General features: G+C 44.1%; 9 protein-coding genes. 7 read left to right on the top strand and 2 right to left on the bottom strand.

From position 1 onward, the window contains the following. Positions 1-186: 186 nt before the first annotated feature. Both CLV98_RS15950 and CLV98_RS15945 read right to left on the bottom strand, forming a co-directional pair. The gene (locus tag CLV98_RS15950; RefSeq protein ID WP_211320052.1) at positions 187-2,472 is read right to left on the bottom strand and encodes a hypothetical protein; all 2,286 of its coding nucleotides are present in this window, start codon (positions 2,470-2,472) and stop codon (positions 187-189) included. Between the two features lie 146 nt (positions 2,473-2,618). After that, a complete protein-coding gene (locus CLV98_RS15945; protein ID WP_109675716.1) occupies positions 2,619-6,791 on the bottom strand; it encodes a hybrid sensor histidine kinase/response regulator transcription factor in 4,173 nt (1,390 codons plus the stop codon). Positions 6,792-7,164: 373 nt separating this feature from the next. Between CLV98_RS15945 and CLV98_RS15940 the strand changes: the two genes are divergently transcribed. The 7 genes from CLV98_RS15940 to CLV98_RS15905 all read left to right on the top strand — a co-directional run bounded on the left by CLV98_RS15940 (position 7,165) and on the right by CLV98_RS15905 (position 16,098). Continuing rightward, positions 7,165-10,356, top strand: a complete 3,192-nt coding sequence (locus tag CLV98_RS15940) for a SusC/RagA family TonB-linked outer membrane protein (protein WP_211320051.1) — start codon at positions 7,165-7,167, stop codon at positions 10,354-10,356. A 19-nt stretch (positions 10,357-10,375) separates the two neighbouring features. Beyond that, complete coding sequence (locus tag CLV98_RS15935) at positions 10,376-11,920, top strand: RagB/SusD family nutrient uptake outer membrane protein (protein ID WP_146202292.1); 1,545 nt, start codon at positions 10,376-10,378, stop codon at positions 11,918-11,920. 28 nt (positions 11,921-11,948) lie between these two features. Continuing rightward, a complete protein-coding gene (locus CLV98_RS15930; RefSeq protein ID WP_109675712.1) occupies positions 11,949-12,890 on the top strand; it encodes a DUF5017 domain-containing protein in 942 nt (313 codons plus the stop codon). A gap of 709 nt (positions 12,891-13,599) precedes the next feature. After that, the gene (locus tag CLV98_RS15920) at positions 13,600-14,259 is read left to right on the top strand and encodes a response regulator transcription factor (protein WP_158281279.1); all 660 of its coding nucleotides are present in this window, start codon (positions 13,600-13,602) and stop codon (positions 14,257-14,259) included. Between the two features lie 245 nt (positions 14,260-14,504). Then, positions 14,505-15,260: an SDR family oxidoreductase gene (locus CLV98_RS15915; RefSeq protein WP_109675706.1), complete on the top strand. Its 756-nt coding sequence runs from the start codon at positions 14,505-14,507 to the stop codon at positions 15,258-15,260. 82 nt (positions 15,261-15,342) lie between these two features. Further along, positions 15,343-15,690 carry a hypothetical protein gene (locus CLV98_RS15910; RefSeq protein ID WP_109675704.1) on the top strand — a complete coding sequence of 116 codons (348 nt, stop codon included), beginning with the start codon at positions 15,343-15,345 and terminating at the stop codon, positions 15,688-15,690. Positions 15,691-15,768: 78 nt separating this feature from the next. Continuing rightward, a complete protein-coding gene (locus CLV98_RS15905) occupies positions 15,769-16,098 on the top strand; it encodes a hypothetical protein (protein WP_109675702.1) in 330 nt (109 codons plus the stop codon). Positions 16,099-16,178 lie beyond the last annotated feature (80 nt).

The following is a 16,178-nucleotide window of genomic DNA, read 5'->3' as shown; positions in this document are numbered from 1 at the left end:
TGCAATTGGTTTTGTTTCTAATTTCATTTAGACGTAACGGGTCACATATTCCTTACAGAATGGAATAATTGGGGAGGTGTACCTGATGTTATTCTCTCCAGAACAGGCAAAAGTTTTAGCTATAAAGCAATACAGACTCGATTTTCCATGAGGTAGGATTAAAAGGAGTCGTAGCTGGGGCTGTTTTTATTTCGTAGAGCGGACCGGAGTACTATGGAGGGTTTGAAATAGTTGAGGGTTCTTGCCCTGAAGGTCCGTTTTATAGAGCCGCCAGGTGTGGCCGTCCAATGCTTCCAAATGAAACTGGTACTCGGGATTGGCGAGTTGTTTTTTGATCCACCGAGGAAAGGCATTGGCGGCACGGGCGTCCTCCCAAGTCCTTATCGCCTTGAAGATCGATTCCTTTTCGGGGCAGCTTTCAACATCTTTTAGGTTGAGCTTAAGGCTATAGGTAGTGCCGAGACCCACTGAAATAGCTTGGATATGTTCATATTGAGCCATGGTAGATTCGGCAGTAATGGGAAAGTTAGCACCCATGCCAATCGGGAAGAAATTGGCATAGGATACGTCTCGCAGGTCTTTTCCCTGGCTGGTAGCACTTCCCCATTCGCGGGTCTCGATATCGTATAGGTTTTTACCCCCACCCACATTCCAGATACTCTGGTAGTGCCAGGAGCCTTCGGAAAGGGTGGAACCAGTGAAGCGGATATCAGGGATACCGAGGTCTTGAGCCTTGTCAAACATTTTGTGGAAAAATCGTTTTACAGAATAATAGCCATGGCCATTATTAAACAAAAATTCTTGCCCATCGAAGTCGTAATAGCCCAGGCCATTCACCTTGCACAAGGTGGCATAATAGGCCGCTATCTCATCTTGCAACTGGATGTTAGGAATCAGTCCGTCATAACCGAAGTTAATCGTTACTTGCAATTTATAAAGCGTATCGCCAGCTGCATGGCTAGCAACGGGTGTATTCCAGTAGCCTCTCTTGACATTAAGAAGCCTGAAAGGAGCCTCTTTCGAAACTCCCATATAATAGATGAGCTCCTTTCCTATCTTAATCATATTCAGGTCTTTACTATGGCCCTCCCAGCTGGCTATTTCATCCAAATATTGTGGGTTGTCGACCAGGATTATCGTATCGCTCGAGGAGATAGCGCGAGCCAACAATCTTTTTTGTTGATAACAGAGGCTGTCACTGGGAATGGGACTGGCATCTTTGGTGCCTGGTGCCAAGGAGGTGGTAATGGGAGTCCGGCCTATCATGATACCGTATGGAGCGGCCAGGTCCGATAACTCCTTATGCGATAGATCGCCGGAAGCCATTTTTATGGGTTTCCTTTCAAAGTTTTTTCCATCAATATACCCTTTATTGGCCCGGTCGGCCTTGATAAATCCTTGATCATAGAGGCTGATGGCCTTAAAACCTAAACGATGCGTATAGGGAACGATGCTGTCGTAAACTCCCCCATAGGTCATGGCATCGGGCACGAAGGCGGTAGGATCCTTTACCCACTTTCCATTGATGGTAGGGTAGGGCAAGCCTTCGGAGCGTACAATTTGCTGTATGACATCCAGCAGGGCGGTACTGTCGGGGCTACCCCAAAGGGCCACCGACGAGCCCGTAAAGTCGATTCCTGGGAGCGGCTGAACTTCCAGATGGTTGGGTGAGTTGACGGCCATATTCGGAATCAACGAAAAATAAACCTCTCGTTGGGGGGCACGGTCTCGGGAATGATACACGATAGACACCCTTCCCTGGGGATCGATCTGAGCGGCATTACCATACAAAATCCGATAATAAGGTTCCTTGTGCGCATAAAATGCTACGTCGTTGATTCCATCGCCTCCTATCGGGAATATTTGTCCTTCGTGTAGATGCTCGGGAAGGGGGAAGCGACGCTTGTCGGGGCTATGGATCATATACTGAAAGGGAGCGGCGTCTGCTATAGTTTCGGACGTCCCTCCCAAGGTGTTGTCGTCCAGGGCCAGCATGCCGATGGCGTAGTTGACGGCCTCCGTAGTATCGCGGGCCACGCCAATAATCTCTCCAAATAGGTTAGTAATATTGGTATGATAGGCTCCCCATTGTATCTGCTCGATGCCCTTGCGTGGATGGAGCGATTGTAGGGTGAACTTCAGGTATTTTTCTTGAGCTATTACCCTAACCGTGGCCATGGAGCCATTCGGAAATTGAAGGTCGAAGGACTTTTCTGCCTGGTTATATTCGGCTTTGCTGGGATAATGGTACTGTTGCTTGCGGCTATCATAAAGCGAAAGTAACGGCGACGGCTTGTCGGTAGGGCTGAATTCGTGGTGCTGCCCTCCCGTCGAAATGTTTTTCATGCTTGTAATCCATCCTTTCGAATCGATATGTATTCTGAAATACTGGGTGCTAAAGTCTTGCTGGGCGTAGCTTTTAGGAATGATGAAAACTATTAGTAGGTTTAGTGCAAGGATTTTGAAATGCATATTTTGGTTTTGGTTAGAATGGGATCGGAAAGGAGCCGTTCGGGCGTTATGCCGGCTCGAACGTTCTCCTGATCGTTCCGATGCCTACCTGTCAAGATAGCTATTTCAATCGGTGATACTAAGTTGTTATCTATTATTTTTAATGGCTATTCATTAGAAGCTCCCCGCTCTTCCTGTATGTTTGAGGCCTGTTTGCTTTCTTCGAGCCTATCATTCAAATAAACAGAGGGCGATTTTCCGAATTGCTTTCGGAAGGACTTGCTAAAGGAAGAAGGGTTTTTAAATCCGACTTCGTAGGCTATTTCCGAAATGTTTAGTTTCCGTTCTAATAGTAGTTCCACGGAATAATTAAGTCGAATGTAATAAATAAACTCGATGGGAGTTTGCCCGGTAATGGCCTTTAGCTTGCGAAACAAGTTGCTACGGCTCATTCCTAAGGTAGCACCCAGCTCCACTACGCTAAACGATTCATTGTTGATTTGTTCCTTGATGCACTGAGTTATTTTTTCGATGAAGAGGTCTTCCCTAGGGTTGAGTAATAGGTTTTCGTGGGTGACATGGGGCTGTACGGTCAGTGAACCATTCGGCGTAAACCGAAACTTTTCTAGGAGTCTTTTTTGAGATTCTATTAGTTTCTCCACTCGGAGTTGTAGGAAATGCGCATTGAAGGGCTTGGGGATATAGTCGTCTGCCCCGGTACCTATCCCTTCTATGGCATGGTCCATGGCCGTTTTGGCGGTCAACAATATTACCGGGATATGGCAGGTGGCCAGTTGGCTTTTAATGCGGCTACATAGTTCGATGCCATCCATCTTGGGCATCATCACATCACTTATCACTAGGTCGGGTTCGAGCTCTCGAATGCAGGCTATGGCTTCCAACCCATTGAGGGCTTTTCTGACTTTATAGTTTTTCTGAAACAACAATTCGAGAAAGGCCAGTACCTCTTCATTATCATCGACGATCAGCAAATCTCCTTTATCCTCTTCAGCTATTTCTCCTCCAAGCACTTCGGCAAGGGATGCGCCATCCACAAAAAGGGGCATGGAACCTTTGCTTACTTTTACTTCCTGGGGAGTCTGTGTAAGGGCCGTCGATAGGGGTAGAAACACCGTAAAACGGGTACGGATGTTAGGTTGGCTCTCTACGGTGATCACGCCTTTATGTAGTTCTATCAGGCTTTTGGAGAGGGATAGGCCTACTCCCGAACCTCTTTTGTTGGTGTTACCTTGGTAAAATCGGTCAAAAATATGCGTAATCTCATCCTTAGGAATTCCTTTTCCATTATCCTCTATGCTGATGCATAACCAGGGCTTGTCGGCGGGGCTCTCCTGCTTTACGGTGTACATCTGCACCTTAACCTGTCCACCAGGATTGGAGAATTTAAAGGCATTAAAAATGAGGTTGTTGAGTACCATCTCCAATTTGCCAGGGTCGAACCACATGGTATGCTTGGCTACCTGAGAGGAAAACTCAAAATCAATCGCATTCTTTTGAGCCAATAATTCGAAATTGGTGCAGATATCCTCTGTGAACTCTACTGGGTCCATTTTCTTTAAGGCCAGTTTCAGCATTCCCTGATCGAATTTTTGAAACGTCACCAGCTCGTCGATCAGGAATAATAGGCTTTTACAATTGCGGTATACGAGTTGAAGCTTCTTCTTCACAGTCCCCGACATCGGGTCCGTAGTCCTTAACATGTCTTCCACCGGTCCTACGATAAGCGATAAGGGGGTTCTAAACTCATGGGAGATATCGGTAAAAAACTCCATCTTCATATGATGAAGATTCTTTAATTGTGCAATTTCTTTTTCATCAAACTCTATTTGTTGCTTTTGTTGGGCTTGAATCAACAAGTGTCGGATGATAATGAGAAGCACGGATAGGGCCAATATAAAATAAAGGAGTACGGCCCACCAGGTACGCCATGGTGGAGTTTGGATTACTACTTTAATTACTGATGGATCTTTATTCCACACCCCTAGTCCACTGGAGGCTCGGACCTGAAAATAATAGGTGCCAGGATCTAGATTGGTGTAAGTAGCCGATCGGTTAGACGCTTTGGTGTAAATCCAATCCGTATCGAATCCTTCCATTTTATAGGCGTAAATATTATTCTCAGGGTTCGAAAAATGGAGTCCTGTAAAGCCTATGGTAAAGACGTTGTTTTTATGACTGAAGTGTACTTCTTTGGTATGCGATAAGGATTGTTTCAGCAGTACTTGGCCATGATAAAGGCTGTCGATTTGAACCGGTTGGTTAAAAAGTTTAAGGTCCGATATGACTACTTGAGGAGGGAGGTCGTCGGTAGAAACATTATGAGGGTCGAACACCACGAAGCCATCGGAGGTGCCAAAAATAAATTGATGGCTGCTGTATTTGTAGGCACAGCTAAAATTGAAGTTTAGGTTTGGTAAGAAGTTGTGGAATTGCTCCTTGGTCGTATCGAACCTCAATAGGCCTTTAATGGTGCTCACCCAGATATAGCCTAGGTCATCGGCCATCACCCCACTTACTGCCTTGTCGGGCAGGCCGCTGGCTTCCGAATAGTTTTTTATCTTCAATTGGAATTCACCTTGCTGGTTTCTATTTACCTGTATTTTGTTGAGTCCGGCGTCCGTACCTACCCAGAATACATTTTTGGGGTATTCCGTAATCGAGCTGACGGTATTTCCCAATAGCTTTCCTTGGCTATTGAGCTCGTTGAAGTTCAAAAAAGCATCCTTTTCAGGAAGGTAGATGTTTAATCCGGCAGTCTCGAGGCCTATCCATACCCGCCCACTTCGGTCTTCGTACAAGTGGCGCAGTAGGTTTCCACTGAGTCGGTGAGGCGCTTTGGTTTGAGCGGTATATATTTTTTCAGTGCCGTTTTTATCGATCTTGATCAGACCTTTATTGGTCCCCAGCCATAAATTATTACTAGAATCCTTCAAATAAGTATAAATACCTTTGTTGTCAAATTTTTGAGAGAGACGACTGGGCTCAGCAATATCGAAGCTAATAGCCCCTCCCAAGGTACCAAACCAGGCTTTTCCGGTGTCTTCAATAAAAATGGAGCGGTTTCGGTTGAAGTTGAACCTGGATATATCGTGTCGAAATTGATAGGATACCGTAGCATTGGTATTCAGGTTGTAGCGATATACTCCATTGAGGGATGATCCAACCCAAATATTCACGCCATCTCTGGTAAAAACACTTCGGACTTGATCCAGACTCTTGGAGTCTTTGAAGGTGTAATAGCGGAATGGGAGCAGATCCAGATCCAGTTTGTTGAGGCCTAACTCGGTTCCGCACCAGAGGATTTTGTTTTTGTCGATAAAGACCTGGTATACGGTGTTATCACTCAGACTCTTGTTATTGATTGGGTTATTTCTTTGAAAGCTTAGTTTCGAATTAGGGGACTTTAAGTTTTCTATTTTTGCCAGGCCTCTTGCAGTTGCCAGCCAGAAATCGCCAGTAGAAGATTTGCAAATATCGAATATCTCGTCGTTTTCTAGATGATCTTTTGTATTCGAAAATTTATTTAAGTATTCAAAATTTCCGTAGTCCTGAGTTTGTTTTTGATAAGGTAACCTTACCAACCCTCGGCTAGTGGTTCCTATATACAGGTTTCGATCGTCTTCGTATAAGGACCAAAAGGTGTCCCCATGGATATTGGGGGCGATTGTGGAGGGATAATACTTATAGGTGTCGGTTTTTACGTTATAATGTACCAGTCCGTTCCTGGTGGCTATCCAGATATAATCGTCGTAAGATTCGATGATCGTACAGATATTGGTATTAAAGGGAGCTTGTGTTAGGGTCTTAAATTGGCCGGTGGCTGGCTGAAAATTGGCCAGACCGTCCTCGGTCCCAATCCATATTTTACCCTGCTTGTCGGCTACTAGGCTGGTTATTCGGTTGCTAAATAGAGAGTTTTTGTCATTCGGATCATGAACGAAACGGGTAAATTGGTCTGTTTTGACATCGTAAAAGTTTAGACCATCCCCAGTCCCCATCCAAAGATTTTGGGAAGCATCTTCGCAGATAGCATGGGTCCAATTGCCTGCAATGCTCCTTTCGTTTTCGTTGGCGTCAAACTTTTTAAAGGTATATCCATCATAGCGGGCTAGTCCGTTCATGGTACATAGCCATAGATAGCCTTTGCTATCCTGAAAAATAGATCTGATTCGATTATCCGGCAATCCTTCTTCACTGGTATATCTTCTGAAAATGAGTTCTGGCGAAATATTATCCTCTTGTCTTACAGCAAAACTATCTTGAGCTAAGAGCGGTGTGACGCTAACGGTGATCAAAAGGATACTTAGTAAAAATCTCATAATACTTTGTCAGGTTAGTTTTTCGGAACTCCCCCTTCCGATTCGATGCTTTTATGGTGGACCCCGGAGTAACGGAATCGAATGCAAAAAAATGTTTCAATAATTACTTTTAGCCGTAAGGCTACTGCCCGCTCCTTTCGATTCTATAATAGGGATACCCTTGTTAACATAAGGAGACTTAAAGCATTATAAATATCCATTATTTCCATTAAGTATTACTAAAAAAGGCTCTTTAGGGTCGATAAATGTAATATTTTCTTCGATTTGATCAATTTCAAATAGCATTTGCAACATCCTGCCAAGCTCCCTTGACTCGAACCAAGTTACTTTTACAGCATCATTTTAGTTCACCATTTTTAAACCCAGTAACTGTATGAGAAAAAATTCTGCTATTCTCTATTTCAGGAATAAGAACCGCTACCTTAGTAGGTTATCATCCTTCCTGAACGCATTGATAATCGGCCTTGGCATAAGCCTGTCTATGGCTCATGCTACTGAGGTCGTTTTGGATAAAAACGTCGTTGGTATTGTAACAGACGAAAAAGGGAGTCCTTTACCCGGTGTAAGTATCGTCGTGAAAAACACCAAAACTGGTACTACTACCAATGTAGAAGGGAAATACGCCCTCGATCGGGTGGCCGACAATGCCGTGTTGGTATTTAGTTTTGTTGGCTTTGTCACTCAGGAGGTGAGTATTGGATCCAAAACCGTCCATAATATCCGTCTGGCCGCTAGTGAAGATAACCTGAATGAGGTGGTGGTGATAGGCTATGGAACGGCCAATAAAAAGGACTTAACGGGCTCTGTGGGCACCGTAAATGTTACCGATATGAACCTGGCTCCGGTAAAGTCCTTCGATGAAGCCCTAGCCGGTAGGGTAGCGGGTGTGCAGGTGACTTCTAATGACGGCCAGCCTGGGTCCTTGCCCAATATCGTAATCCGTGGAGCCAACTCGCTAACCCAAGACAATTCGCCTTTATATGTGATCGATGGCTTTCCTATAGAAAGTAATGATAATAATGCGCTAAATCCTGCCGATATCGAATCTATTGATATCCTAAAGGATGCCAGTGCCACCGCTATCTATGGCTCAAGAGGAGCGAATGGGGTGATTATGATCACCACCAAAAGTGGGAAAACGGGAGCACCCTCTATTAATTATAACGGCTCTTACGGGTTCTTGGATGACATCAATCGCCTGGAGGTGCTCAGTCCATATGAGTTTGTTAAGTTACAGTTAGAATCCAATAACCCCGATATTATCAATCGGTATTTGACCTTTCCCGAAAAAACTCTGGAGGATTATAAGAGTGTGGAGGGCATAGATTGGTACGAAAAGGTGTTGCAACGAGCACATATGCACAACCATAGTATCTCGGTAAGTGGTGGTAGTAATACCACTAAATATTCTTTTTCGGGCTCCGTACTCGATCAGGATGGGATATTTGTAAATACGGGTTTTAGAAGGTATCAGGGCCGGTTTAAGCTGGATCAAACCATTAACCCAAAGTTTAAGGTAGGGATCAACGTCAATTATAGCGATACCAAGGAATATGGAACCATTGCCACGGCCAATGGGGGCTCAACTTCGGCTAGTTTGATGTACAGTATCTGGAGTTATCGGCCATTTAATACGGATCAAACTTTGCCGTTTGAAGAGTCCTTGACCGACCCCGCTATAAATCCACTCACCGACTACAGAACCAACCCGCTCATTCAGGTTCAAAACGAGCAGCGCGAAAAATTCAATACCTCAATAAATGCCAGCGCTTATGCGGAATATGCTATCACCAAGGACCTAAAATTGAGAATTACGGGAAATATCAACCGCGGATTCTATCAGGATGCAACTTTCAATAATTCCCTGACTCGAACTGGGAACCCTGCCTATCCGCAATCATTAGGGGTAAATGGAAGTGAATATTTTACTAAGTCTAACAACTTTAGTAATGAAAATACACTCACCTATCGCAAAAAAATAGGCAAGTTTCATAACTTCTCTATTCTGGGCGGTTATAGCCAACAAGCTACCAATTCTGCTCGGTTTGGGGCCGTAGGAACACAGCTGCCCAACGAAGCGCTCGGATTAAGCGGAATCGACGAAGGAACCCCGCAAACTATCCAATCATATAGCTCTCAATGGGCTTTACAGTCCTTGTTTACTCGTTTACACTACGATTTCAAATCTAAATATTTGTTAGACTTTACTATTAGGGGGGATGGATCTTCCAAATTCGCTAAAGGGAACCGTTGGGGCTATTTCCCTTCGGCAGCGGTGGCTTATAAGCTGGTAGAAGAGGAATTTATGAAAGACCTAAACTTCGTAACCGATGCGAAGGTACGATTAGGATATGGAGTAGCAGGTAATAACCGGGTGAGTGACTTCGCCTATCTGTCTTCGTTGAACTTTGCCTCTCATAATGGCTATTCATTCGACAATGCTGTTCCCGACAAAGGGGCCGTCATTACCGCCTTGGCGAATCCTGATCTGCAATGGGAGTTGACCAACACCATAAACGCTGGAATTGATCTCGCTTTTTTCAATAATCGATTGACGTTTACGGGGGATTACTATTATAAACGGACCAATGATTTGCTCTTGAATGCCCAGCTGCCCTATGCTACGGGTTACACGCAAGCCTTTAAGAACATTGGCGCTGTATCTAACAGTGGTATAGAACTATCCTTTAATTCTTTTAACATTACCCGGCCCGATTTTAAATGGAATAGCAGTTTTAACATCACCTTTAACAAGAATAAGGTATTGGCCTTGACTGAAGGCCAAGAAGCCCTTACCTCTACTACCTGGGCCATTTACAACTCTAATCCGGTGTATATTGCCAAAATTGGGCAACCCATAGCGATGATGTACGGGGTGATATTTGATGGGGTATATCAGTACGAAGATTTTGACCGTCTCGCCAGCGGGGCCTATGCCTTAAAACCCAACATAGCTGGAAATGGAGCCAACCGAGCTAGTATTCAGCCTGGAGATGCCAAATACCGCGATTTGGACAACGATGGGATTATCAATCTAAACGATTATACTACCATAGGTAATCCTAATCCAGATTTTATAGGGGGATTAAATAATAATTTTGAGTACAAAGGATTTGATTTAAACGTCTTTTTCCAGTTTTCATACGGTAACGACGCCCTAAATGCCAATCGGGTAGCCTTCGAAAATGCCACATCAGCTTCGTCGAATACCAATCAATACGCTACCTATTTAGATCGTTGGTCGCCTGAAAATACAAGCAGTAATATCCCTCGTTATAATGGATATGGGCAAAATCTGTATACCAGTCGTCTGGTAGAGGATGCCTCTTTCTTACGTTTGAAAACCGTTTCGTTGGGATATAATATTGCATCTAGAATCTTACAGCCTATTAAAATGAAGTCGGCTCGTATTTATGTTTCTGCACAGAACCTTTATACCTGGACCAAATATTCGGGAATCGATCCAGAGGTGTCGACCCGGCACTCTGCGCTTACTCCCGGATTTGATTTTTCGCCCTATCCTAGGGCCCGAACCATTGTTTTTGGACTTAACGCCTCATTCTAAAATTTTATCCTACAAGAATATGAAAAAAATAGTAATCCTTACGCTGCTATTTGCAACGGGGTTGTTCTCTTGTGAAGAAGCGCTGAACACCCAGCCATCCGATTTCCTTTCGCCTCAGTATTATTATAATAATGAAACCGAGCTCAGTTATGCCTTAAATGGAGTATATGACATGCTTGGCAAAACAGGAATGTACAACGGGGGAGATGGCCTTACTACCACCTGGGACGTCGCCGACGAGATGTTTACTACTGCTTCCCGAGGAGCGCAAGTGTATGTATATGATGCGGGTGATAATGTCGTGAATCTGATTTGGAGATATATGTACACCGGGATTGAAAGAGCCAATGTGCTGCTCGATAACCTGGAGAAGCCCGAAATGTCTGAGGAAGCCAGAGACAATATTGAAGGGCAGGCTAGATTTTTAAGGGCTTATTATTACTTTGTGTTGGTGCAAAACTATGGGGCAGTTCCCCTTAGAACATTACCCACGGCATCTGTTAACGATATTGCCTATCCGCGGGTTCCTGCCGATGAGGTGTACGATTTTATTATTCAGGAAATGGAAGCGGCAGAAAAACTTGTGCCTAGTATTTTGGATCAAAATATGGCCGGTAGGATTTCTAAGTCGGCGGTTTGGGGGGTTCTGGCTAGGGTAAACCTTTACAAAGCCGGTTTCCCAGTTAACGATGTAGCACGGTATGCCGATGCCCTCAAATGGAGTAAGCAGGTGATCGACTTGGGTTACCATGAACTGAATCCAAGCTACGAGCAGTTTTTTATCAACCTGATACAGAACAAGTATGACACCAAAGAGTCGATATGGGAATTGGAATTTTTTACTACTGGAGCCGGCGAACCCTATGGAGAAACCGGAGGATTAGGAAATAATAACGGGATCAGCCAGCAGGATCTTGATTTAGGGTTTTCGGGGGCCCAATATAGGGTGCAGAAGCATTTATATGATCTTTATGACTCTACGGACACCCGCCGCGACTGGGCCATAGCTCCCTTTGCCTATTCCAAAAATTTTGGGCCTGAAAAAGTGTACTGGCTTCCTACCCAAATCTATAACCGCAATATTGGTAAATGGCGCCGCGAATATGAATTAACAGCGAATAAAATCAAAAACTACAATGGGACCAATTTCCCCTTACTGCGCTATGCCGATGTGTTGCTCATGGCGGCAGAGGCCGAAAATGAGGTGAATGGTCCCACTATTCTGGCCTATCAGTGGCTGAACCAGGTACGAGAACGTGCTCAGACAACCCTTTATACGGATGCTGAAATGGTAAGCTCCCAAGGGGAATTTAGAAAACTGATTAAGGATGAACGCTCCCGCGAGCTTTGTTTTGAAAGCTGGAGGAAGCTAGACTTGATTCGTTGGAATATCCTGATTCCTACCATGAAAACATTGGCCGAGGAGGCGTATTTAATGGGAGGAAGTTTTAGAGGGCCGGCGACCGTTGCTGCCAATAACATTACCCAGAAGCATTTGTTGCAGCCCATTCCTTTACGGGAACTCTCCTTAAACAAAATGCTTACTCAAAATCCAGAATGGTAGACTTCCTTAATTACTGAACAATTAAATTATGCAAAAGAATATTTTTCATATCCTACTGGTGGGTTTATTGGCTTTAAACGCCTGTAACCAACCCCAACTAACCAGCCCTTCCTTGGAGGTCACTACCCCCAAAACAACCTATCAGGTAGGGGAGCCCGTCGAATTCAGCTTTTCTGGAAACCCCGACTTTATAACCTTTTATTCCGGAGAGGTAGGTAAACGCCAGGCCTATGTAAAACGTCTGTCGGCGGAAGGCACCCCGACGCTACAATTTACTTCCGCCAGAGCGAATGGTTCGCAGCCCAACTCCTTGATAATACTGGCCTCAAACGATTTTGTAGGTTTTGGAGCTACGACTGATGAATCTTGGCAAAACGTGAGAAATGCCACTTGGATCGATCTTACTTCGCAAGCTAAGCTTTCCACAGGGTCGTCAACGAGTTCGGGGGCTATCGACCTGTCTAGTGCGATGGTCGTCGACAAATCCACCTATATCGCCTTTAAATATGTGGGTGAGGTGGGATCAAAACAAAACAAATGGACCATCTCTAATCTAAAAGTCAGCAATGAGTTACCCGATGGTACTAGCTATACCCTTGCCAATCATACTTCGACGGCCATCACCAACTACGGAGTGAATTATGGGATGAGCCCAGGATGGAGAACCTACCTAGGATCTGCTAGCTATAACTGGTCGGTTTCTACTACTTCTCTGGTGATCACCGGTGCGACTTCCGATGCCGCCGCAACCGTTCCTGCCGAAGCCTGGGCGATTACTGGGCCTATTGACCTCACCAGAGTCAGTCCCGATCTAGGGACTTTCCTAAAAGGGATGACGACCAAGGAAACCGGTTACACCTACCAGTACAATACGCCCGGTACGTATCAGGCTAGTTTCGTGGCTGCAAACAACTTGTTGGGGGAAGAGAAGCAGGTGGTCAAAACGGTGACTATTACCGTCACGGAGTAAAATAGAAAGTACACCAGAAAGTAAGGCCTGAGTCTATTTATAGATTCAGGCCTTTCTGTTTCTATATACTGGTAGCGGAATCGACTCGTTTGTTACCAACGTATAGTACGACAGGTGATGACCAAATAGTCCACCTTTATTGAATAGATAATCACACCTTAAATTCCTAATGGCTTGAAGCTGTTATCTTACCTAAAAGTGAAAATGTACTATTTATTATTCAATTATTTTTGGTAAGGTGAAACCGGATAAATTTTAATTTAATACTTGTTTAATCCCTATAGCCATACATTATGATTTGTATTTACAATAGGATAATGTTTGTATAGTATAAAAAATATACTATTTAATTTATTGATTTTTATTCGAGTATGACCAGAAGGAAGCGTGAGTTAGAAATAACAGAAATTCTAACACTGGTATTTATTTTTTTATAGCCAACTATAAGATATTCATAGGTATTAAATAAGAAAATCCCCCTACGGTCCATTAAGAATGCTATACTTTTGTTATAGGAAGTATTTGATAGCTCATCTATTTTCCTTCTAATAGTCAATAGGAAGCTTTGGATGATGTTGCCCTCATCTAGCATTTTATCAATCTCACTTTTTTAGAAAGCATACTATACCTAGTCCTTTATAACTGTCTAGATATATGGATGCAGGGAATCACATCATCAGCAATTTCATTAACAATAAACCTAAATACTATGACCATTCTGTTAATAGAGCAATACCCTATCCTAAGGGCTGGCTTAAAGTATTTTCTGGAAGCAGAGTTTAAAAATATTTTAACGTTAGAATCGGAGAGTTTAAGCTATTTGCCTCATGATGAGACGGGTCAGAGACCCAATATACTCATCCTAGGCCTCAATGAACAGCATAGGAGTGAAAGCCTTGAAAATATGAAACAGTGGAAAAAGAGATTTCCCGACTGTAGGGTGATTCTCTACGATGAGGGAGAAATGGACGTTCAAACAATCTCGAATTACTTAAGGATTGGGATAAGCGGCTATATCTCTAAAGAAGCAAGCTCCACCGAACTGGGGGAATGTGTCAGGATAATAGCAAACGGTGGAAAATATATTAGCAGTACCGATTTGCTTTCATGGATGTTTGACAAGCCACGCTCGAAGAATAGGAAAATATCGAGGGCCAAGGGTACCGTGAGGTTGTCGAACCGCGAAACGGAGATTGCCGATTATTTAGCAGATGGAAAGGGGACCACCTGGATCGCTCGTAAACTCGATCGAAAACCTTCGACTATCAGCACCATAAAAGGCTCTATATATCATAAACTGTCTGTTTCGAATGCCCTCGAATTGCGCGATTGTGTCAGACAAATGAAGAGGAATAAAGTATTCGCCTGATTCCTAAGAGACGAGCTTGGATCATACTCGGGGCTAACTCCGGCAGCCCATCCTGAATATGGCCTCCTCCGTCAAGGAGTTGACCTTTGAGCCATTTAATTTTTACAAAGCATCGCTTAGATACAGCGGGCTAGTATAGAAGGAGGGAAAGTAGGAGGATCGAAAATTCCGAAAGGTTTCCTATGAATCGGAGGCAAGTCTCAGCCAACTACGCATTAATCAATCAATAACTAAATACAACTAAGATGTCAACAACAAACTTAAAAGACAAAGTCGTACTGATTGCCGGTGGAGGCAAGAACTTGGGAGCATTACTGAGCAAAAACTTTGCCGTAAAAGGGGCCAAGCTTGCCATACATTTCAACAGCGATAGTTCTAAAGCAGAAAGCGAGGCTACTTTGGCTATGGTACAGTCGTTGGGAGCTGAGGCCTTTTTGTTTCAGGGCGATCTGACCCAGATTAGCCGTGTTACCCAGTTTTTCGATGAGACCATAGCCAAATTTGGAGGGGTCGATATCGCCATCAATACCGTAGGAATGGTACTTAAAAAGCCTTTCTCGGAAACCACAGAGGCTGAGTATGATACGATGTTTGGGGTCAACTCCAAAGCGGCCTATTTCTTTTTGCAGGAAGCCGGTAAGAAACTCAATGATAACGGAAAAATATGCACGATCGTGACTTCGCTCTTGGCGGCTTATACCGGTTTGTATTCTACTTATGCAGGGGCAAAAGCGCCTGTGGAGCATTTTACCAGGGCCGCTTCGAAGGAGTTTGGCAGCAGAGGTATATCCGTCACAGCAGTGGCCCCAGGCCCCATGGACACCCCATTCTTTTATGGACAGGAAAGTGACGATGCCGTGGCCTATCATAAGTCGGCGTCGGCTTTGGGTGGCCTCACCGATATCAAGGATATAGCCCCCTTGGTGGAGTTCCTGGTGACCGACGGCTGGTGGGTGACAGGGCAAACTATCTTTGCTAACGGTGGCTACACGACTAGATAATGACTGAGCTCGCAAACTAACTTGTAGAACCCTACCAAAGGCGGGCCAAGGTAGGTCGGCCTTTGGTATAATCCCATTTGATATGACTCTAAAAATAGTGAATGCAGTGCTCATGTTTGGTGCCGTACTAATGGGGCTCAAACAAGGCTATGCCATGTTCAGTGGTAAACTTGAAATGTTAGAAATGTTCTCTAAATGGGGGTTTACCAAGACGGATGTGGCTCTATTGGGTCTCGTGACGCTGATCGCCTCCGTGCTGATCCTGTTTCCTAGGACTTTTGTTTGGGGTAATTTTTTGATGGCGGCAGGAATTCTTTTGATCATCTGCTACCATGCCCTGGATCAAAATTTAAAGGGGATAGCTATAGAACTGCCATTTTTACTACTCAATATGGTGATTATCTATTTTCAGTACCCCTTAAAACGTTGACCGCTCGTCAATTCGGTCATCAGGTTTTAAGGGCCTTCTAAATCCATTAAATTCTTTTTTAATATCGACAACAACTCTATGAATCTCTCATTGATCAGTAATAAAAATGTAGCCAAGGCCATCGCAGCCTTGCAGTCCGGCGACGAAGCTTGGTACTCCTACTTTACCGAAAAGCCTGTTATGACGGATGACGGAAATCAGAAGGACTTTAAAGCCTTTTTCTCCAATGCATTGGGCCACGAAAAGTTCCTCCATATCGATAAAGTAGAAAATGATGGCAAGGATATCTATGGTGATTTTAATGCCGGAAGCTGGGGGACTTTTAAAGTGTACTTTAAGTTTCACGAGAATGTAGAGGGCAAGTTCGATCGGTTAGACATCGGTCAAGTGCAAAAGCTTCCGTCCTAATCCCATTTCCTTCCTATTGAAGCAAAGGACTGTTCCTTATTACTACTCAATGGGCCTCCCCAGGGCTGGGATAGCACCTT

Source organism: Dyadobacter jejuensis, assembly GCF_003149085.1.
In the GTDB taxonomy this organism is placed as follows: domain Bacteria; phylum Bacteroidota; class Bacteroidia; order Cytophagales; family Spirosomataceae; genus Dyadobacter; species Dyadobacter jejuensis.
Note: the sequence above shows the minus strand (reverse complement) of the source record. Positions and strands in the feature narration are given on the sequence as shown.